General features: G+C 71.8%; 21 protein-coding genes. 7 read left to right on the plus strand and 14 right to left on the minus strand.

Translation table 11 applies throughout. From position 1 onward, the window contains the following. Positions 1 to 15: 15 nt before the first annotated feature. From RB608_RS15610 to RB608_RS15625, 4 genes are all read right to left on the minus strand, one after another. Positions 16 to 666 (minus strand): GTP pyrophosphokinase family protein, encoded by a 651-nt coding sequence (locus RB608_RS15610; RefSeq protein ID WP_308088954.1) that lies wholly within the window; start codon positions 664 to 666, stop codon positions 16 to 18. A gap of 72 nt (positions 667 to 738) precedes the next feature. Next, positions 739 to 2289 carry a S8 family serine peptidase gene (locus tag RB608_RS15615; protein WP_308088955.1) on the minus strand — a complete coding sequence of 517 codons (1551 nt, stop codon included), beginning with the start codon at positions 2287 to 2289 and terminating at the stop codon, positions 739 to 741. A gap of 153 nt (positions 2290 to 2442) precedes the next feature. Further along, positions 2443 to 2874: an SRPBCC family protein gene (locus tag RB608_RS15620; protein ID WP_308088956.1), complete on the minus strand. Its 432-nt coding sequence runs from the start codon at positions 2872 to 2874 to the stop codon at positions 2443 to 2445. A gap of 44 nt (positions 2875 to 2918) precedes the next feature. Next, positions 2919 to 3590 (minus strand): helix-turn-helix domain-containing protein, encoded by a 672-nt coding sequence (locus RB608_RS15625; RefSeq protein WP_308088957.1) that lies wholly within the window; start codon positions 3588 to 3590, stop codon positions 2919 to 2921. A gap of 65 nt (positions 3591 to 3655) precedes the next feature. Between RB608_RS15625 and RB608_RS15630 the strand changes: the two genes are divergently transcribed. From RB608_RS15630 to RB608_RS15640, 3 genes are all read left to right on the plus strand, one after another. Next, a complete protein-coding gene (locus RB608_RS15630; protein ID WP_308088958.1) occupies positions 3656 to 5242 on the plus strand; it encodes an acyl-CoA carboxylase subunit beta in 1587 nt (528 codons plus the stop codon). 71 nt (positions 5243 to 5313) lie between these two features. Beyond that, on the plus strand, positions 5314 to 5523 hold the full coding sequence (locus RB608_RS15635; protein ID WP_308088959.1) for an acyl-CoA carboxylase subunit epsilon: 210 nt from the start codon (positions 5314 to 5316) through the stop codon (positions 5521 to 5523). Positions 5524 to 5539: 16 nt separating this feature from the next. After that, a complete protein-coding gene (locus RB608_RS15640) occupies positions 5540 to 7318 on the plus strand; it encodes a biotin carboxylase N-terminal domain-containing protein (protein ID WP_308088960.1) in 1779 nt (592 codons plus the stop codon). 193 nt (positions 7319 to 7511) lie between these two features. Here RB608_RS15640 and RB608_RS15645 read toward each other — a convergent pair whose 3' ends face one another. Next, positions 7512 to 8801, minus strand: coding sequence for an MFS transporter (locus tag RB608_RS15645; RefSeq protein ID WP_308088961.1), 1290 nt, complete (start codon positions 8799 to 8801; stop codon positions 7512 to 7514). A 43-nt stretch (positions 8802 to 8844) separates the two neighbouring features. On the opposite strand from RB608_RS15645, the gene RB608_RS15650 reads away from it, so the two are divergent. After that, complete coding sequence (locus tag RB608_RS15650; protein ID WP_308088962.1) at positions 8845 to 9333, plus strand: helix-turn-helix domain-containing protein; 489 nt, start codon at positions 8845 to 8847, stop codon at positions 9331 to 9333. A gap of 4 nt (positions 9334 to 9337) precedes the next feature. On the opposite strand, the gene RB608_RS15655 is transcribed toward RB608_RS15650, so the two are convergent. Together RB608_RS15655 and RB608_RS15660 are read right to left on the minus strand one after the other, a co-directional pair. Further along, on the minus strand, positions 9338 to 10108 hold the full coding sequence (locus RB608_RS15655) for an SDR family oxidoreductase (RefSeq protein ID WP_308088963.1): 771 nt from the start codon (positions 10106 to 10108) through the stop codon (positions 9338 to 9340). Beyond that, entirely contained in the window at positions 10105 to 11325 is a 1221-nt protein-coding gene (locus RB608_RS15660; protein ID WP_308088964.1) for an acetyl-CoA C-acetyltransferase, read from the minus strand. Before RB608_RS15660 ends, RB608_RS15655 begins: the two co-directional genes overlap by 4 nt. 142 nt (positions 11326 to 11467) lie before the next feature. On the opposite strand from RB608_RS15660, the gene RB608_RS15665 reads away from it, so the two are divergent. Next, positions 11468 to 11953 (plus strand): MaoC/PaaZ C-terminal domain-containing protein, encoded by a 486-nt coding sequence (locus tag RB608_RS15665; RefSeq protein WP_308088965.1) that lies wholly within the window; start codon positions 11468 to 11470, stop codon positions 11951 to 11953. Here the strand turns inward: RB608_RS15665 and RB608_RS15670 are convergent. From RB608_RS15670 to RB608_RS15700, 7 genes are all read right to left on the minus strand, one after another. Continuing rightward, positions 11947 to 12681: a TetR/AcrR family transcriptional regulator gene (locus RB608_RS15670; protein WP_308088966.1), complete on the minus strand. Its 735-nt coding sequence runs from the start codon at positions 12679 to 12681 to the stop codon at positions 11947 to 11949. The two genes, RB608_RS15665 and RB608_RS15670, sit on opposite strands and share 7 nt — an antisense overlap. A 64-nt stretch (positions 12682 to 12745) precedes the next feature. Further along, positions 12746 to 13150, minus strand: a complete 405-nt coding sequence (locus tag RB608_RS15675) for a VOC family protein (protein ID WP_308088967.1) — start codon at positions 13148 to 13150, stop codon at positions 12746 to 12748. A gap of 55 nt (positions 13151 to 13205) precedes the next feature. After that, complete coding sequence (locus tag RB608_RS15680) at positions 13206 to 13910, minus strand: ATP-binding cassette domain-containing protein (RefSeq protein ID WP_308088968.1); 705 nt, start codon at positions 13908 to 13910, stop codon at positions 13206 to 13208. Next, entirely contained in the window at positions 13907 to 14671 is a 765-nt protein-coding gene (locus tag RB608_RS15685; protein WP_308088969.1) for an ATP-binding cassette domain-containing protein, read from the minus strand. Before RB608_RS15685 ends, RB608_RS15680 begins: the two co-directional genes overlap by 4 nt. Further along, positions 14668 to 15696, minus strand: a complete 1029-nt coding sequence (locus tag RB608_RS15690) for a branched-chain amino acid ABC transporter permease (protein WP_308088970.1) — start codon at positions 15694 to 15696, stop codon at positions 14668 to 14670. The genes RB608_RS15685 and RB608_RS15690 overlap by 4 nt, the downstream gene beginning before the upstream one ends. Further along, the gene (locus RB608_RS15695) at positions 15693 to 16556 is read right to left on the minus strand and encodes a branched-chain amino acid ABC transporter permease (RefSeq protein WP_308088971.1); all 864 of its coding nucleotides are present in this window, start codon (positions 16554 to 16556) and stop codon (positions 15693 to 15695) included. Before RB608_RS15695 ends, RB608_RS15690 begins: the two co-directional genes overlap by 4 nt. A 3-nt stretch (positions 16557 to 16559) precedes the next feature. After that, on the minus strand, positions 16560 to 17783 hold the full coding sequence (locus tag RB608_RS15700; protein ID WP_308088972.1) for an ABC transporter substrate-binding protein: 1224 nt from the start codon (positions 17781 to 17783) through the stop codon (positions 16560 to 16562). 220 nt (positions 17784 to 18003) lie between these two features. Here RB608_RS15700 and RB608_RS15705 point away from each other — a divergent pair, with 220 nt between their 5' ends. Together RB608_RS15705 and RB608_RS15710 are read left to right on the plus strand one after the other, a co-directional pair. Further along, entirely contained in the window at positions 18004 to 19419 is a 1416-nt protein-coding gene (locus RB608_RS15705) for a hypothetical protein (RefSeq protein WP_308088973.1), read from the plus strand. Positions 19420 to 19518: 99 nt separating this feature from the next. Beyond that, positions 19519 to 20055, plus strand: a complete 537-nt coding sequence (locus RB608_RS15710) for a gamma carbonic anhydrase family protein (protein WP_308088974.1) — start codon at positions 19519 to 19521, stop codon at positions 20053 to 20055. The last annotated feature ends 79 nt before the right edge of the window (positions 20056 to 20134 follow it).

Raw genomic sequence — 20134 nt, forward strand, 5'->3', positions numbered from 1 at the left:
CTCCCCGGCCAGGGATCAGCCGTGCACGATGCGGTGCAGCTCGGCCATCCGCGTGTCGAGGTCGTGGGCGACCCGGGCGGCGGCGGACAGCTCCTCGACCAGCTCGCCAGGGACGTCCTTGGCGTACTTGTAGTAGATCTTGTGCTCGACGCTGGCCCAGAAGTCCATCGCCACGGTGCGGATCTGCAGCTCGACCGGCACGGTGCGGGCGGTCTCGGAGAGGAACACCGGGATCTCGACGATGGCGTGCAGGCTGCGGTAGCCGTTGGGCTTGGGGTTCGCGACGTAGTCCTTGATGGCGCGCACCGTCACGTCGGGCTGCGTGGTCAGCATGTCGAGCACCTGGTAGGCGTCGGCGATGAAGCTGCAGACGATCCGGACGCCGGCGATGTCGACGATCTGCTCGCCGATCGCGTCCAGGTCGAGCGGGCAGCCGATCCGCGCGGCCTTGACCCGCAGGCTCTCGGGGGTCTTGAGGCGCGAGCTGACGTGCTCGATCGGGTTCCCGGTCCCCCGGAAGGCCAGCTCCTCACGCAGGATGTTGATCTTGGTGAGGATCTCGTCGAGACCGAACTTGTAGTTCATCAGGAACGGGACGAGCGACCGGTCGAACGCGGACGGGTCCTCGGCGGACTCCTCGCTCGGCGGCGCGCTGGTCGTGGTCACGCATCGAGTCTGCCTGGTGACCGGTGACCGCCCGCAGGCGGCCACCGGTCGACCCGGGTCCCCGGTCCCGGGTCAGCTCACGGCGTCGAGCGCGTCGACCACGCCGTCGCCGTAGTAGCTGTTCTCGGCATCGGTCCCGACGCACGGCGCCCCGGCCGTCGTCGTACCGCAGGGGTGGTCGTCGGCCTGGGCACGCAGCCGGGCGACCATCTGCGCGGGCGTCCAGCCGGGGTGCACCGACTTCATCAGGGCCAGCACGCCGGCCACGTGCGGCGAGGCCATCGAGGTGCCGTTCTTGAGGCCGTACCCGTTGTTGTTCACGATGGTCGACAGGATCGCCGAGCCGGGGGCGGCGACGTCGATGACGCCCAGGCCGCGGTTGCTGAAGCCGGAGAGCCGGTTCTCCATCGTGTCCGCCGGGAACCGCTGCAGCGAGGACACCGTCACGACGCCCGGCAGCTCGGTCGGGATGTCGTGGCAGCCGTTGTTGATGGTGCGCTGGACCGGGACGTCGGCGTCGTCCGGGCTGCCGTTGTCGACCGTCTTGTTCGCCAGGTCGTACGACGAGTTGCCGGCCGCCGCGACGTGCGCGACGCCCTGGCCGGTGGACCAGGCGACCGCGCGACGCACGGCCTCCTTGGCGGCGTACTGGTCGGGCTGGTCGTCGCAGTAGAACTCGAACGGGTCGACGTAGTAGCTGTTGTTGGTGACGTCCATGCCGTGGCTGCCGGCCCAGACGAACCCGCACACGGCGTACTCCGGGTAGATGAAGCCGGCGTCGTTGACGACCTTGACCGAGGCCATCCGCACGCCGGGCGCGACGCCGACGATGCCCGTGCCGTTGCGCGCCGCGCCGATGGTGCCGGCGACGTGGGTGCCGTGGTCGCTGGTGGTCGGGTGCCAGCCGGTCGGCGACGTGTCCGGGCGGCCGGCGTCACTGCAGTTGACCGAGTCGCGCACATCGATGTTGGCGACGAGGTCCGGGTGGTCGGGGTCGATGCCGGAATCGAGGACGCCGACGACGACGTCACGGGAGCCGTCGGTGATCTCGTGGGCCCGGTCGGCCTTGATCATCCGCAGGTCCCACTGCTCGGCCTCGCGCGGGTCGGGCGTGACGGCGAGCGTGGCCTCGGACCCGGCGTCGCCCTCGGTCCGGGGAGCGGCGGAGTGGTCCTGGCCGCGACCCGGGCCCCAGGGCGCCTGCACGCCGTCCGGCGTGCCCTCGCTGACGGGGACGGTGCGGGTCGCGCCGACCGACTCGAGCGCGTTGCCGGCGTACGCGCGGACGTCGGGGCGGAAGGCTGCCCGGTCGCTGTGCGCGACGACGACGCCGATCTGCGGCCAGGTCTGCACCACGACGCCACCGGCCCGGGCGACCGCGCGCTCGACCAGGCGGGTCTGGCCGGGGTTGGCCTTCTTCGCGTTGAGGAGGTACGCCGACACGACCCCGTCAGGCGTGCCGATCGGCACCGGGGTGGACGGCGGGCCGTCGACGGGCGCGGCGCCGGGCACGGAACCGGGCGCGGCGAGGGCGCCGGATCCGGTCGCGGACAGGCCAGCCAGGGTGAGGCCGGCCGCGACCGCGACACTGGCGGCACGCAGCCGCCGGTTGAGCTGAGGCATGGGTGGACCCTTCCGAGAGAGAAGGCGCGGATGTGCGCCAGGCCACATCCTGTCCTCTCGGTGGGCTTCTTGGCGAGAGATCCACCGGCCCTTTTTCACCCTGACCGGAATTACTCCTCCGTTCGACAGCCCGCCGGCGGCGTCCCCGCGGTCTCAGAGGCGGAGCAGGCGTTCCTCGAGCCGCTCGGCGACCTTCGTGGCGAGCAGTTCCAGGCCGCCCTTGACCAACGGGGAGGCGAGCTTGGCCACGCCCTGCGGGTTGATCTCCGACCGGTAGGTCACCGTGGTGAGCCCGTCGTCCTCGGCGAACCGCAGGGTGTCCTGGAGGTCGACCCCGGACCCCGAGCCGGTGAGCTCGAAGAGCTCGTGCGGGACGCAGGCCACGACCTCGTACTCCACCTCGGTCTCGTGCCCGAGGAAGGTGGAGACGTTGCGGTACGTCGTACCGACGCCGCCGTCGCCTCCGGTGCGCACCGTGCTGACGGTCGGCGGGTCCCACTCCTCGGTCGTGGTGAAGTCGGTCAGGTAGTCCCAGACCTTCTCGACAGGGCGGGGGACGAAGACGACGCGCTCGACGCTCGGCATGGCGCCGCGGTACCCCCGCGCCGCTCGTCCAGCCCGGTCGGGCCTCACAGCGAGCGCAGCTGCTCCGCGACGGCGTCGAGATCCTGATCGGTCCGGACGACGACGATCGCCCGGGGGGCCGCGACGGGGTCGGGCGCGAACAGCGCGTTGACCTGGGCCATCGCCTCATCGATCTCGAGGTGGGGGTCCTCGCACTCCTCGCGCAGCCAGCGGCGCAGCACGTGGTTGTGGGAGGCGACCACGGCGGCGGCCATCAGCTCGGCGCGGCGCTCGGACTCCTCCGAGCCGTCCCCCCAGGCGCTGATGTACTGCCGGAACAGCTGCTGGTAGCGGGCCCCACTGATCAGCTCCCGCTCGCGCAGGGCGGGCACGGTGGAGGTCAGCTGATAGCGCCGCCGGGCATGCGGGCCCTCGGCGATGTAGTGGAAGAGGACGACCCGCACGGCGTCGGAGACCGCGAGGATGGCGCTCTTCTGGGTCGAGGCCGCGAGCCGCTCCTCGACCGCCGCGAGGATCGCGTCGTGCTCGGGGAAGATCACCATCTCCTTCGACCCGAACAGCCGGAAGAAGGAGCTGCGACTCACACCCGCGGCAGCCGCGATGTCGTCGACGCTGGTCTCGTCGTACCCGAACTCGTGGAACAGGCGGAACGCGGCGTCGACGATCGCCGCGGCGGCACTCCTGCCGCGACGGTCCTCCTCACGCGATTGCGTCACACCCACTCCGCTCCTGAGCGCTGGCTACTTGTGAACTCCAGTATCAATGGATGATACTCAGTTTCATGACGGAGATCGACCTGCACACGACGGCGGGCAAGCTGGCGGACTTCGACCGCCGCACCGACGAGGCCGTGCACGCTCCCGCCGCCAAGGCGCAGGAGAAGCAGCACGCCAAGGGACGCAAGACCGCCCGCGAGCGCATCGAGCTGCTCTTCGACGAGGGCAGCTTCGTCGAGCTCGACGAGTTCGCCCGCCACCGCTCGACCGCCTTCGGGCTCGAGAAGAACCGTCCGTACGGCGACGGCGTGATCACCGGCTACGGCACCGTCGACGGTCGCCAGGTCTGCGTCTTCTCACAGGACTTCACGGTGTACGGCGGCTCGCTCGGCGAGGTCTACGGCGAGAAGATCACCAAGGTCATGGATCTGGCGATCAAGTCCGGCTGCCCGATCATCGGCATCAACGAGGGCGCCGGCGCCCGGATCCAGGAGGGCGTCGTCTCGCTCGGCCTGTACGGCGAGATCTTCAAGCGCAACGTGCACGCCTCCGGCGTGATCCCGCAGATCTCGATGATCATGGGCAACTGCGCGGGCGGCCACGTCTACTCCCCCGCCGTCACCGACTTCACGATCATGGTCGACCAGACCTCCGCGATGTTCATCACCGGCCCCGACGTCATCAAGACCGTCACCGGCGAGGACGTCACGATGGAGGAGCTCGGTGGCGCCCGGGCCCACAACACCAAGTCGGGCAACGCCCACTACATGGCCTCCGACGAGGAGGACGCCTTCGAGTACGTCAAGGCGCTGCTGGCCTTCCTGCCGCAGAACAACCTCGACGAGGCGCCGACGTACGACGACACGGCGGACCTCGAGCCCAGCGCCGAGGACCTCGCGCTCGACACGCTGATCCCGGACTCGCCGAACCAGCCCTACGACATGCACGACGTCATCGCGACGATCGTCGACGACGGCGACTTCCTCGAGGTGCAGCCGCTGTTCGCGCCCAACATCATCGTCGGCTACGGCCGGGTCGAGGGCCGCTCGGTCGGCGTCGTCGCCAACCAGCCGATGCAGTTCGCCGGCACGCTCGACATCGACGCGTCCGAGAAGGCCGCCCGGTTCGTCCGGTTCTGCGACGCCTTCAACATCCCCGTGCTGACCTTCGTCGACGTCCCGGGCTTCCTGCCCGGCGTCGACCAGGAGCACCTCGGCATCATCCGCCGCGGCGCCAAGCTGATCTACGCGTACGCCGAGGCCACCGTCCCGCTCGTCACGATCATCACCCGCAAGGCCTACGGCGGCGCCTACGACGTCATGGGGTCCAAGCACCTCGGTGCCGACATCAACCTGTCCTGGCCGACCGGACAGATCGCGGTGATGGGCGCCCAGGGCGCGGCGAACATCGTGCACCGCCGTACCCTCGCCGAGCTGGAGGCGGCCGGCGGTGATGTCGAGGCCAAGCGGGCCGAGCTGATCGACGAGTACGAGACCACGCTCGCCAACCCCTACATCGCGGCCGAGCGCGGCTACGTCGACGGCGTCATCAAGCCGTCGGAGACCCGCGCCGAGGTGGTCAAGGCGCTGCGCCTGCTGCGCAACAAGCGCGAGGTCCTGCCGCCCAAGAAGCACGGGAACATCCCGCTGTGACCGGCGCAGCCGCGAGCGAAGCGAGCCTGGCTCCGCCGGAACAGATGGACAGCGCGAGCGCAGCGAGCTCCGTGCCTCTCCTCCGTGTCATCACCCCGGGCACCACGCCGGAGGAGGTCGCCGCGATCGTCGCCGTGCTCTCTGCAGTCGGCGGTGGCGCGCCGGCGCCCGAGGCACCACGCTCGGAGTGGACCAACCCGGCTCGCCGCCTGCGCTCCACCGCCAGCTCCCACCCGAACCCCGGACGCGGCGCCTGGCGCGCCAGCGCCCTGCCCCGCTGAACTGGAAGGCCACACCATGTCGTTGAAGAAGGTCCTGATCGCCAACCGTGGCGAGATCGCGGTGCGGGTCATCCGTGCCGCCAAGGACGCGGGTATCGGTTCGGTCGCCGTGTACGCCGAGCCGGACGCCGACGCGCTGTTCGTGCGCCTGGCCGACGAGGCGTACTCACTGGGCGGCTCGACGCCCGCGGAGACGTACCTCGACATCGCCAAGATCATCGAGGTCGCCCAGCAGTCCGGCGCCGACTCGGTGCACCCGGGCTACGGCTTCCTCGCCGAGAACGCGCTCTTCGCGCAGGCGGTCATCGACGCCGGCCTGATCTGGATCGGCCCCTCCCCCCAGGCGATCGAGGGCCTGGGCGACAAGGCGAAGGCGAAGCAGATCGCCCTCACCGCCGGCGCCCCGCTGGCCCCGGGCCTCAAGGACCCGGTCAAGGACGCCGACGAGATCGTCGCGTTCGCGAAGGAGCACGGCCTCCCCGTCGCCATCAAGGCGGTCTTCGGCGGTGGCGGTCGCGGCCTCAAGGTCGCCCGCACCCTCGAGGAGATCCCCGAGCTGTTCGAGTCCGCGACCCGCGAGGCGATCTCCGCGTTCGGTCGCGGCGAGTGCCTGGTCGAGAAGTTCCTCGACAAGCCGCGCCACGTCGAGACCCAGTGCCTGGCCGACTCCCACGGCAATGTCGTCGTGGTCTCCACCCGCGACTGCTCGCTGCAGCGCCGCCACCAGAAGCTGGTCGAGGAGGCGCCCGCGCCGTTCCTCACCGACGAGCAGAACACCCGCCTCTACGAGTCGTCGAAGGCGATCCTGCGCGAGGCCGGGTACGTCGGCGCCGGCACCTGCGAGTTCCTCGTCGCCGCCGACGGCACCATCTCCTTCCTCGAGGTCAACACCCGCCTCCAGGTCGAGCACTGCGTGTCCGAGGAGGTCACCGGCATCGACCTGGTCCGCGAGATGTTCCGCATCGCCGCCGGCGAGGAGCTCGGGTACGGCGACCCGGAGATCCGCGGCCACTCGATCGAGTACCGGATCAACGCCGAGGACGGCGGCAACAACTTCATGCCGGCGCCCGGCACCCTCACCGCATGGAACCCGCCGCAGGGCCCGGGCGTGCGCGTCGACGGCGGCTACGAGGTCGGCGAGACCGTCCCCGGCGCCTTCGACTCGCTGATCGCCAAGCTGATCATCACCGGCTCCAGCCGCACCCAGGCGATCGAGCGGTCCCGCCGGGCACTCGCGGAGTTCGAGGTCGACGGCATGCCGACCGCGATCACCTTCCACGAGGTCATCGTGAACGACCCGGCCTGGGTCGGCGCGTCCACGCCGTCGGGCGAGGGCTCCTTCGACGTCTACACGACGTGGATCGAGACCGACTTCGACAACCAGATCACGCCGTACGGCGGTGCCGCCGGCGAGGCCGAGGAGCCTGGCGAGAAGCAGAAGGTCGTCGTCGAGGTCGGCGGCAAGCGGATCGAGGTCGTCCTCCCCGCCGGCCTCGGTGGGCTCGGCGCCGGCGCCGCTGCCGGCGGCGCGAAGAAGCCGAAGCGCGCGGCCGGCAAGAAGGCCGGCGCCGCGGCCTCCGGCGACTCGGTCACCTCGCCGATGCAGGGCACCATCGTCAAGGTCGCCGTCACCGACGGCCAGACGGTCGAGGAGGGCGACGTCGTCGTCGTCCTCGAGGCGATGAAGATGGAGCAGCCGCTCAAGGCCCACAAGGCCGGCACCATCACCGGCCTGTCCGCCGAGGTCGGCGCCACGATCGGCAACGGCGAGGTCGTCTGCGAGATCAAGGACTGACCCCGACCCGTCGCAGATTGAACTCAGATCAACGCCGACCCGGCCCAGACTGAACTCAGATCAACGCCGACCCGGCCCAGACTGAACCCAGATCAACACCGACCCGGCCCAGACTGAACTGTCGTGTGTTCAATCTGCGCCGGGTCGGCGCGTTCTGCGATTTGATCTGCGCCGGGTCGGCGCGTTCTCAGATTCAATCTGCGACGGGTCGGTGAATTCGGGCGCCGGGCCGGGCGGGCATGAGGGACAGGACGGCGGCGACGGCGCACAGCGCCGCGCCGCCCCACCAGGCCCAGGTGTAGGCGCCGAGGGTGTCGCGGATGACGCCCGCCCCGAGGGCGGCGACGGCGGCACCGAGCTGGTGGGCGGCGAAGACCCAGCCGAAGACGATGGTGCCGCGCTCGCCGAAGGCCTCGCGGCACAGCGCGACGGTGGGCGGCACGGTGGCGACCCAGTCGAGGCCGTAGATCACGATGAACAGCACCATGCTCGGGTGGACGGCGTCCGCGAGCAGGCTCGGCAGCAGGAGCAGGCCGAGGCCGCGGAAGAGGTAGTAGGCGACCAGCAGCATCCGCGGGTCGAACCGGTCGGTGAGCCAGCCGGAGGCCACGGTGCCGACGATGTCGAAGACGCCGACCACGGCGAGCAGGCCGGCGGCCGTCGTGGCCGACATCCCGTGGTCGTGGGCCGAGGGGATGAAGTGGATGCCGATCAGGCCGTTGGTCGTGGCCCCGCAGATCGCGAAGGCGCCGGCGAGCGCCCAGAACGCGCGGGTCCGCGCGGCGTACGCCAGGCCCCCCAGCGCGCGGCGGGTGGCACTGCCGGTGACCGGCGGCGGAGGCGTCCAGGAGGCGTCGGCGCCGTAGGGCAGCACGCCGCGGTCGGCGGGGTGGTCGCGCAGCACCAGCAGCACCACCGGTACGACGGCCAGCGCGGCCCCCGCGATGACGAGGGAGGCCGGGCGCCAGCCCGCGCCCTCGGCCAGCGCCGCGACGACCGGCAGGAAGATCAGCTGGCCGGTCGCCGAGCCTGCCGTCAGCACGCCCATCACCAGTCCGCGGCGCTGCTCGAACCAACGGTTCGCGATGGTCGCGGCGAAGACCAGCGCCATCGAGCCGGTGCCGAGGCCGATGAGCACGCCCCAGCTCACGAGCAGCTGCCAGGACGCGGTCATCAGCACGCTGCCGCCCGTGCCCAGCGCGACCAGGCTCAACGCCGCGGCCACGACCCGCCGGATGCCGAACCGGTCCATCAGCGCCGCCGCGAACGGCGCGGTCAGCCCGAACAGCACGAGGTTGATGCTCACCGCCAGCGACATCACGCTCGTCGACCAGCCGAACTCGTCGTGCAGCGGCACCATCAGCGCGCCCGGCGCGGCGCGGAAGCCCGCCGCGCCGATCAGCGCGAGGAAGGCCACGGCCGCCACGGCCCACGCGGGGTGGAGGCCGCGGCGGGTGGCGGGCCGGGCGGTCGTGAACGTCATGGCAGGCTTTCTTGAGCGAAGTCAGACCGGTACGCTAGCACGCATGGCCCTGCGCTCCGACTGGTCGGCCGACTACTGTCCCGTCCGCCGCTCCCTCGACGTGCTCGGCGACCCGTGGCTGCTGCTGATCGTGCGCGACGTGCTGCACGGCAGCGGCCGGTTCGAGCAGCTGCGCGACAACCTCGGCATCTCCGAGGCGGTGCTCAGCCGCCGGCTCCGGGCGATGCGCGAGGCGGGCCTGCTCGCCACCGTCGACTACGTGCGCGACGGCCGCACCCGGCAGCGGTACGTCGCCACCGAGGCCGCCGCCGACCTGCTCCCGCTGCTCCACCAGCTCGCGCTCTGGGGCGAGAAGCACACCCGGCTGCCCGAGGGCGGTGGGCACATGGCCCTGCGGCACGAGACCTGCGGCCAGGAGACCACCCGGGCCGAGACCTGCAGCGCCTGCGGCGAACCGCTGCGGCCCGAGGACATGACCTGGGTCAAGCCGTGGCGCGGGGCCGAGCACCGGCTGCGGGCCGCCGGCTCCTGACCCGTCACACACCCCCGCCGAGGGTCAGGCCCCCGTCCACGACGAGCGTCTGGCCGGTGACCCAGCCGGCGTCGCCGGAGCCGAGATAGGCGACGGCGGCCGCGACGTCCTCCGGCTCCCCGATCCGCCCCAACGGGTACGCCGCCGCCACATCCTCCTCGCGGCCGTCGTAGAGCGGCGTCGCGAACCGGGTCCGGACGACCGCGGGCGCGACGGCGTTGACCCGGACCCGCGGGCCCAGCTCGGAGGCGAGCTGCTGGGTGAGGTGCAGCAGCGCGGCCTTGCTGGCGCCGTAGAACCCGATGCCCTCGGCGGGACGCACGCCCGCCACCGAGGCGACGTTGACGACAGCGCCGCCGCGCTCGGCGAAGCTGGTCTCCCAGGCCCGCCGGGCCCAGCCGAGCGCGCCCCACAGGTTGACGTCGAGGATCCGGCGCGCGGAGCGCTCGTCGACCTCGAGCAGCGGGCCGTAGGCGGGGTTGACGCCGGTGTTGTTGACCAGCAAGTCGACCGGTCCCCACCGCCCCGCGGTCTCCTCGAAGGCGCGCTGCTGGTGCTCGGGGTCGTCGGCCGAGCCGGCCACGGCGAGCGCGACCTCCGGCCCGCCGAGGGCGTCGACGGCCTCGGCGAGCGGGCCCTCCTTGCGGGCGGTGATGCAGACGTGGGCGCCCTCCTCGACCAGGCGGTGGGCGATCGCCAGCCCGATGCCGCGGCTGGCGCCGGTCACCACGACGGTGCGGCCGTCGTACCTCCGACCGTGGCGGGCGCCGGTCACGACAGCCGCTCCAGGATCATGGCCATGCCCTGGCCCCCGCCGACGCACATCGTCTCGAGGCCGAACTGCTGGTCGCGGGCCTGCAGGCCGTTGATCAGGGTCGTCGCGATCCGGGCGCCGGTCATCCCGAAGGGGTGGCCCAGCGCGATCGCGCCGCCGTGGACGTTGAGGCGGTCCTCGTCGACGCCCAGCTCGCGCGCGGACGGGATGACCTGGGCGGCGAAGGCCTCGTTGATCTCGACCAGGTCGATGTCGCCGATGCTCATGCCGGCCAGGGCCAGCGCCCGCCGACTGGCCTCGACCGGACCGAGGCCCATGATCTCCGGCGAGAGGCCGGACACGCCGGTCGCCACGATGCGGGCCAGCGGGGTCAGGCCGAGCTCCGCGGCCCTGGTGTCGCTCATGACGACCAGCGCCGCGGCGCCGTCGTTGAGCGGGCAGCAGTTGGCGGCGGTCACGGTGCCGTCGGGGCGGAAGACCGGCTTGAGCTGCTCGACCCCCTCGATCGTCGTACCGGGGCGGGGGCCGTCGTCGGTGCGGACGACCTGGCCGTCGGGCAGGGTCACCGGGGTGATCTCGCGCTCGAAGAAGCCGTCGGCGATGGCGGCCTCGGCGCGCTGGTGGCTGCGGACGCCGAACTCGTCCTGCTCGCGCCGGGTGACCCCGGTGACCTGGGCGACGTTCTCGGCGGTCTGGCCCATCGCGATGTAGAGGTCCGGCAGCGCGCCGGTGTCACGCGGGTCGGTCCAGCGCCCGGCTCCCTCCGTCGTGCGCGCCACGGTGCGCGCCTCCGCCTCGGCGAAGAAGGGGTTGTGGGTCCCGGGGTTCTCGTCGGCCATGCCGTGACCGAACCGGCTCACGGTCTCGACGCCCGCGGAGATGAACACGTGGCCCTCGCCGGCGCGGATGGCGTGCAGCGCCATCCGGGTGGTCTGCAGGCTCGAGGAGCAGTACCGGTTGACGGTCACGCCGGGCAGGTGGTCCATCCCGGCCAGGACTCCGACGGCCCGGCCCAGGTTGTAGCCGCCCTCGCCGGCCGGCTGGGCGGTGCCGAGCATCAGGTCGTCGACGTCGCGCGGGTCGAGCGCGGGGACCTTGGCCAGCGCGGCCCGGACCATCTGTGCGGCCAGGTCGTCGGGACGCAGCTCGCGCAGCGAGCCCTTGCCCGCGCGGCCGATCGGCGAGCGGGCGGTGGAGACGATGACGGCTTCGGGCATGACGGGGTCCTCCAGGTCGCGGTTCGGAATCCGACCATTGAGTCGCATTTTCGACTAAGCGGTCGCTCACGTATTGTCGGCATGGGCAGCCACGTCCGTCAAGGCGCCCGAGGAAACCGAGGAACGCTGACGAGGAGGGCGGATGACCGCCGGACAGATCGACCCACCAGCGCCGGCGCGCGCGTACGCCGAGGACCTGGCGCCCGGCACGGCGTACCGCCTCGGGCGACACACCCTCACCGAGGACGACATCGTCGGCTTCGCTGCGGCGTGGGACCCCCAGCCGTTCCACGTCGACCCGGCGCAGCGGGCGCACCCGCGCTTCGCGGGCGTGATCGCCAGCGGGATCCAGTCACTCGCGGTGCTGCAGCGCCTGTGCGTCGAGTCCGTCTACGCGCACTGGCACGTGGTCGCGGGACGTGCCCTGACCGAGGCGGTCTTCCTCCGCCCCGTCCGGGCGGACACCGAGCTGACCGGCGTCGCCCGGGTGGAGTCGGTGACCCTGGACCGGCCGGCGATGGGCCTGGTCCGGCTCGCGTGCACCCTGACCTCCAGGTCCGGCGAGCCGGTCCTCACCCTGGTCGCGGAGACGTACGTCGCCCGGCGGGTGCCGGCGCCGCCTCACTGACCGGGCAGGAGCAGCTCCAGCTGGCGGGTGTGGTGGCGGATCGCGCGCGCGTGGTAGGCGAGCGCGCCCGCACCCGGCTCGGACTCCTCGGCGTCCTGACCGGCCGCGGTGTCGAGCACCAGGCCGTGCAGCACGAGGTGCGAGAAGGTCTCGGCGATCTCGTCGGCGTTCTTGCCGACGCCGGGCCGGTACCACTTCCACAGCCAGTTGCACATGCCGACGATCCCGAAGACGGCCAGCTTCTCGTCGACGGGCTCGAAGGCCCCGGACGCGATCCCCTCCCGGATGATCCGGCCGACCAGGACGTCGTTGTCCCGCTTGAGCGCGCGGAACTCCTCCCGCACGTCCTCGGGCAGCTGCGCCTCCTCGCGGAACGAGAGCGAGTAGAGATCGAGGTTGTCGACCAGCGAGTTCAGGTGCAGGCGGACGAACGCCGCCAGCTTGGAGGCGGGGTCGTCGCTCGACTCCGCGATGGCCCGCAGGCTCTCGACCTCCCCGCGCGCCCAGTCGCCGAAGATGTGCCGCAGCAGGTCCTCACGGCTCTGGTAGTAGTGGTAGAGGGCGGCCTTGGACAGGCCGACCTCCGCCGCGACCTCCTGCATCGTGACACCGCCGATGCCCCGCGTCTGGAACAGCCGGGCCGCGGCGCCGGTGATCCGCTCGCGCATCACCGCGTTGCGCACCGACACGGCCGTGTCCTCTCCGGTCGGGTCAGAAACATCAGTCACAACTCCAGAAGATAGACGTACCGGCGGACGGGCGCGCGGAGCGGCGAGGATTCGGCCTCGATGCTCAGGGGTGCTCGATGAGCTCCAGCTGGACGCCGTTGAGCTCACGCGGGTGGATGAAGTTCACCGCGCCGTAGTCGCCGCGCATGGTCTCGGCGAGGAGCGGGGGCATCCCGATCGCGCGCAGCTCCTCGACCGCCTCGTCGATGTCGTCGACCTTCGCCGAGAAGAGGAACACGCCCTCCCCGTTGCGCTCGAGGAACCGGGCGACCGACGTACCGTCCTCGGTCGAGGTGATCAGATTGAGGATGAAGCCGTCGAGGTCGATCTTGGTGCCCTCGAGGCCGGGGAAGGCGAAGCCCTCGGGACCGACGTGCTCGCCCTTCACCCCGAAGAGCCGCTCGTAACGGTCCGTCGCGGCGGGCAGGTCGCGGACCGCGATGTTGATGCCGTTGACTGAAACGCTCATGCCGGATTGTTCTCCTGTGTCGGTTGGTGGGTTGGTGCGGTGGGACGCGCGGCGCTCACACGCTCACGCCGAGGACGTCGTGGTAGGTCTGGTCGAGCTCGGCCCCGGCACAGCGCGCGACCACCCGGCCGCGCTGCATGACCAGCCCGTGGTCGGCCTCGATGCGCAGGGTCGCCAGGGACGGCTCCGCGATCAGTACGGCGGCGCCGGCTCCGGCCACCTCGCGCACGGTCGCCATCAGCTCGTCGACGATGCTGGGCGCCAGACCCAGCGCCGGCTCGTCGAGCAGCAGGACCCGTGGGCCCGACATCAGCGCCCGGGCGATGGCGAGCATCTGCTGCTCACCGCCGCTGAGGAGGCCGGCCAGCACCTTGCGCCGGGTCCGCAGGATCGGGAACCGGTCGAGGGCCTCGCCGATGGTCTCCCGGGGGAGCCGGAGCGAGTCCGCGATGACGGCGAGGTTCTCCTCGACCGACAGGGACCGGAACACGTGGCGCCCCTGCGGGACGAGGCTGACGCCCCGCGCGGTGCGGGCATTGGGGCTGAGCCCGTCGAGGCTCTCCCCGGCGAGGCGGACCGAACCGCCGGCGCCGCGGACGCCGCCGATCAGGGCGTGCAGCAGGCTCGACTTGCCGGCGCCGTTGGGCCCGAGCAGGGCGGTGACGGTGGCCGCAGGGCAGGACAGGCCGGCGTCGTGGACCGCGCGGGCCTTGCCGTAGGTGACGCCGATGCCCTCGGCGGACAGGAGTGACTGGCTCATCGGACTCGCTCTCCCAGGTAGACGCTGCGGAAGACCTCGCTGCGCTGGCACTCGGCCGGCGTGCCGACGAACGCGATCACGCCCTTGACGAGCAGGCTGACCCGGTCGACGAGGCCCAGCACGACATCGACGTTGTGGTCGACGAGGAGCACGCTGTGCTCGGCGGCGCGGAGTCGGCGCAGGACGGCGAGGGTGGCATCGAGGCCGCGGTCGCCGACGCCGGGGAACGGCTCGTCGAGCAGCATCAGCGAGGGCGAGGCCACCAAGGCCCGCGCCACCTCGACCAGCCGCATCTCGCCGAAGGACAGCGACCCGACGAGCCGGTCGAGCCGGTCCAGGCCCACTGCCTCCGCGGCGGCCACGACCCGCGGGTCGACCGAGCGGTGGGGCGTGAGGATGTCGCGGGCGATCCGGCCGACGATCCGGGGCAGCCCGGCGAGCTCCTGGCCGGCGAGGCCGAGCGAGATGTTCTCCGCGACCGTCAGGGCCGCCGAGACCTGAGGCTGCTGGAACGTGCGCGCGAGCCCGCCGCGGCTGCGCCGGCCGGGGCTGCCCGTCAGCGGCCGGCCCCGGAGCACGATCTCTCCCGCGTCCTGGCGGTTCTGGCCGCACAGGATGTCGATCAGCGTGGACTTGCCGGCGCCGTTCGCGCCGATGAGGCCGTGGATCTCACCCTGGGCGACGGCGAGGTCGACGCCGCGCAGCACCTCGACGCCGCCGTAGCTCTTGGTGACGCCGCGGACCTCCAGCAGTGCGCTCATGCCGACACCGCCTTCCTCTCGTCGCTCTCGTCGCGGTCCCGGGGAGCAGGGTCCGCTCCCCCGCGCCGCCGCAGCCGGTCGCCGATCCGGTCCGAGCCGGCGGCGAGGAGCCCGAGCAGTCCGGCCGGCGCCAGGGCGAGTGCCACCAGGGTGAGGGCGCCGAAGGTCAGCGCGCCGGGCCCCTTCAAGAAGGTGAAGGCCTCGGTGAAGCAGATGACCAGGACGGCACCCAGGAAGGCGCCCCACGGTGTGCGCAGGCCACCGAGCACCGGCATGAACAGCACCAGGAAGGCGACCGAGACCGTGAACGAGTCGGGCAGCACGAAGCCGTTGAGATAGGCGAAGAAGCAGCCGCCGAGCGTCGCGACCCCGGCGCCGACGGCCAGGGTGAGCAGCGAGGACACCCGGGCCGGGAATCCCGCCGCGGCCGCGGCCGCCGGGGCGTCCTGCTGGGCGCGGAGGGCGACACCGACCGAGGTACGCCGGACCCGGCCGACCGCGACGCAGATCGTCCACAGCGCGAGCGCGCCGACCACGACCATCGCGTCCCGGTCCGGGGCCCAGCCGAACAGCTCCGGCGGGCGGACGCCGCCGAGACCGAGCACTCCGCCGGTCAGCTCGTCCTCCGAGAGGATCCACTGCCGCACGGCGATGCCGAACAGGAGCGTGGAGACGGCCAGGTGGAAGCCGGTGAGGCGCACCGTCGCCAGCCCGAGCGCGAGGGCGGCGGCCATCGAGATCGCCACCGCGACCGGTACGGCGTACAGGCTGGCCGAGGTCGTCTCGTTGGACCAGATCACCACGGCGTAGGCGCCGATGGCGAAGTAGGCGTTGTAGGCGAGGGAGAGCTGCCCGGTCAGGGCCAGCGGCAGGTACATGCCCACGGCGAGGAAGGCGTAGGTCAGCGCCAGGATCGCCAGCTCCTGGCGGTAGGCGCTGCTGCCGGCGTACAGGAGGCCGAGCACCACCAGCACCAGCGCGATCGAGGAGCCGCTGAAGGCGGCGCGTCGCAGGCGGTCGATCATGTCCGCTCCCTCACGGCGAAGAGACCCTTGGGTCGGAAGGTGAAGACGACGAGGACCAGCGCGAGCAGCATGTAGTCGCGCACGTCGTTGCCGAGCACCCGGGCGCTGAGCGCCTCGAGGAACCCGAGCAGGGCACCTCCGGCGAGGGGCGCCCAGACGTGGGCGGTGCCGCCCAGCACCAGCGCGATGAACCCGAGCAGGGTGAACGACGTCCCGGCCTCGACCGTCAGCGCCGACTGCGTCGTGGCGAGCACCCCCGCCACACCGGCGGCCAGTCCGGCCACGACCATGCCCATCGCCCGCACCCGCGCCACCGGCAGGCCGAGCACCTCAGCCGCACCGGGGTTGTCGCCGACCGCACGCAGCATCCGCCCGAACCGGGCCCGGGACAGCCACCAGGCCACGGCGCCGAACACCAGCACCGTGAGCGCCAGGGTCAGCATGGCCTGGTGCGGGACCCGGGTGTCCCCGATCCGCACGTCGCCCTCCAGCCAGGTGAGCACGAGGGTGGGCTGCCGCCCGAACAGCAGCCCCGCCCCCTGCTCGATCACGAAGAGGACCGCGACGATGGCGATCTCGATCGTCGCCAGGCCGGACTGACGTCGTTCCATGACGCGTACGACGATCAGCTCGGTGGCGACGGCGAGGACCACCGCCGCGAGCAGGCCCGCGACGACCGCCCCGAGCGTCGGCCACCCCCGCGCCACGAGGTAGGCGATCCCGATGCCGGCGAACACGCCGTAGCCGCCCACCGCGAAGTTGACCAGCCGGGTCGCCCGCACGATGAGGAAGTAGCTGAGCGCCAGCGTGGCGTAGAGACAGCTCGCCAGCGCGCCCGACACGAGAACCTGCAGGTCCATGGGCTACTCGGCCGCCGGCTGCAGCTCGGCCGGCAGCTTGCCGGGCTTGCCGTCGGCGAACTCGACGACGACGTTCTGGTCGGCCCGGGAGCCGTTGTGCCGGTCGGCGGAGAAGGAGTAGCGGAAGCTCTCCTGGCCGGTCGCGCCCGGGAAGTCGGTGATCTCCTCCAGCGCGGCCACGGCCTTCGCGCCGTCGAGCTCGCCGGCGTCCTCGAAGGCCTTCTTGGTCAGCAACAGGGCGTCCCAGACCGAGGTCTGGATGAACGTGAGGTGCTCGTCGTTGCCACCGTCGGCCAGCAGCTGGCCGACCTCGACCGCGCGCGGGTTGGTGGGCGACAGCGGGTCGACGACCAGCACACCGTCGATGGCCGCGCCCGCGATCTCCCAGGCGCGCGGCTGCGCGGTGAGGGAGTTCTGGGACCAGATCGGCACCGTCGAGCCCGCCTGACGCAGGCCCTTGAACAGCGCCCCGGCCTCGGCGGCCTGCTGGGTGGCGTCGAACACGACGTCCGGGTCCTTCTCCAGCACGCGCGCGACCGGCGCGGTGACGTCGCGACCGCCGGCGGCGAGGGTCTCCTCGGCGACGACCTCGAGCCCGGCCTTCTCCGCGACGGCCTTGTAGGCGTCCGCGACGGCGACCGACGTGGCCGTCTCCTCGTCGAAGAAGGCGATCGTCCGGTATCCGGCGTCCTTCCAGGCGTCGACGTAGACCTGGGCGGACAGGCTCGACGGCGGTGCCGCGGTGAAGACGAACTCGTTGTTGGGCGCCTCGACGATGGCCGCGTTCACGTTGGTCGGCGCGAAGCAGAAGACCTTCTCCTGCGTGCACACCGAGCGGCCCTGGAGCGTGGAGCTGGAGCCGGAGGTGAAGTAGATGACGTCGGCGCCGCGGTCGAGGAGCGAGCGCACCTTGAGCGTGGTGTTGTTGGGGTTGTTCTGGTCGTCCTCGAAGATCAGGTCCACGTCCTGGCCGAGGATGCCCTTCTCGGAGCCGACCAGCTCGGCGCCGTAGCCGGTCTCACCGGCGTTGAGCGCGTCGACGAACACCTTGAGCGCGCCGACCGAGGTCTGCGAGTAGAAGGTCGAGCCGCCCGACTTGTCCTCGATCACGCCGATGACGAACGCGTCGTCACCGCTGTCCGCACCGCTGTCGCCACACGCCGCCGTCAGTCCGGCGGACGCCAGCAGACCCGCCGCCAGCAGGCCGCTGCGCCATGTCTTCCTCATCTCGATCCCTCTCGGCGTAGTCACCGGGTCATCCCCGAATCCAACCCGTCGGTCGCTTTTTCGACCAAGTCGTCGATACTTTGAGTGACGCGCGGCACAGTTGTCAACTGCGGCGAGGCGCCGGGATCGTCTTCTTGACGCGAGAGCGGGCTCACATTACCGTCCGGCTAGTCGGAAAACTGACCATGGAGTCGAGTATGCAGAAGGCAGGTCCCGCGGCATGACGAGCACGTCGATCCCGTACTACTGGTCGTCGGTCGACTGGCCGGCCTTCATGGCGGACTTCCCGCCCCCGCCGCACTACGCCGAGCACACCGCGGCGATGAGCGACGACGAGCTGCGCGCCCTGCAGGAGACGCGCTTCCTCGCCCGGATGTCCGAGGCCTGGCGGATCCCCTTCTACCGCGACCGCTGGTCCGCCGCCGGCCTCGAGCCCGGTGACGTGCGCGGGCTCGACGACCTGGCGGCCGTTCCGGCGTTCACGAGCGACGACCTGCGCGAGAGCATCGAGTCCGCGCCGCCCTTCGGGTCGCACCAGGCCTTCGCCCTGGCCGACCCGAGCCTCCCGCTGAAGCTGCAGACCAGCGGCGGCACGACCGGCCTGCCCCGGCCGACGCTGTTCGACCCCGTCGCCTGGGAGGTCCAGGCGGTCCAGTACGCCCGGGCGCTGTGGGCCCAGGGCGCCCGTCCCCACGAGCTGCTCCAGATCACGCTCACCAACAGCCTCGCCAATATCGCCTGGTGCGCGCACACCGCGGCCTACAACTGGCTGGGCGCGATCTCGATGACCACCGGCTCGGGCCTGGTCACCAGCAGCCTGCGCCAGCTCGAGCTCGCCCGCGAGTGGGGCACCACCGGCTGGGTCGCCTTCGGCGAGTACCTCAAGATCCTCGCGCAGACAGCCGACGAGGCCGGCATCGACCTCCGGCGGGACCTGGCCACCCGGTTCATCCACTCCTACCTCGGCGTCGACACCGCCGGGCACCTGCGCCGGCTGCTCGAGGACACCTGGGGCGTGCCCGTCTACGACAACTACGGCACCCACGAGGTCGGCCTGATCGGGTTCGAGTGCGCCGCGCAGGACGGCATGCACATGAACGAGGACACCGCGGTGGTCCAGATCCTCGACCCGCAGACCGACGAGGTCCTCGGGCACGGCCGGACCGGCAACCTGGTCGTGACCAGTCTGCACCGCTCGGTGCCGCCGATCATCCGCTACGACCTCAAGGACCTGATCCAGACCCGAGCGCGCGAGCTGTGCTCCTGCGGCATCCGCACGGCGAAGTTCTCCGGCTTCCTGGGCCGCAGCGACGAGATGGTGAAGTTCCGCGCCAACAACGTCTTCCCGCGCGCGGCCCAGGACGTCGTCATGGGCGACGAGCGGACGACCGGCGAGTTCCTGTGCGTGGTCGGCGTCGAGGGCGAGGGACTCGGCTCCCGCGAGGTGATGACGGTCCGCGTCGAGCAGCGGGTCACCGGCAGCGACCCCGCGCTGCAGAAGGACATGGAGAACGGCATCAAGGCCGCCTTCGGCACCCGGGTCGGCGTGGAGCTGGTCCCCGCCGGCACACTCGCGGAGTTCACCGGCCTCGGCGGCGAGGGCAAGGTCAAGCGGCTCCTCGACCTGCGGCCCTGACCGCCGGACCGGGCCGTGCCGGGCTCGGGCCGGGGACAGGCCGGGACCGGTGGCGGCACCGCCTGCGGGCCGCCCCCTCCCGCCCCCTACCGTGGGGCCGTGTTCCTCTACGAGTTCGAGGGCCGTCGGCCCCAGGTCCACCCCGAGGCGTTCGTCGCGCCGACCGCGACACTGATCGGCGACGTGCGCGTCGAGAAGGGCGCCAGCGTCTGGTACGGCGCCGTGCTCCGCGCCGACATCTGCACGATCATCGTGCGCGAGGGCTCGAACATCCAGGACAACTCGGTCGTCCACGGCGCCCCCGACGTGGTCGTCGACATCGGCCCGAACGCCACGGTCGCCCACGGCTGCGTGTTCCACGGCGACGCCATGGGCGAGAAGTCGCTGCTCGGCAACGCGAGCACGATCCTCGACGGCGCCACCATCGGCGCGGGCTCGCTCGTGGCGGCCGGCGCCGTCATCACGCCCGGCACCGCGATCCCCGAGGGCGTGCTCGCCGCCGGGGCGCCCGCCGAGGCGAAGCGGCCCATCGAGGGCACCGGCGCCCAGTTCTGGGTCGAGACCAATGCCCCCTACTACGCCGACCTCGCGCAGCGGCACCGCGCCGGCGTCGTACCGGTCGAGGGCAACTTCTGACCTCTTCCGTCCCTCGTACGAGGACATGTCGCGCCTGTCCTCGTACGAGGACATTGACAGGTTGTCTTCGTACGAGGAC

Origin of the sequence: Nocardioides sp. LHD-245, from assembly GCF_030929495.1 — a bacterium.
Taxonomy (GTDB): Bacteria; Actinomycetota; Actinomycetes; order Propionibacteriales; family Nocardioidaceae; genus Nocardioides.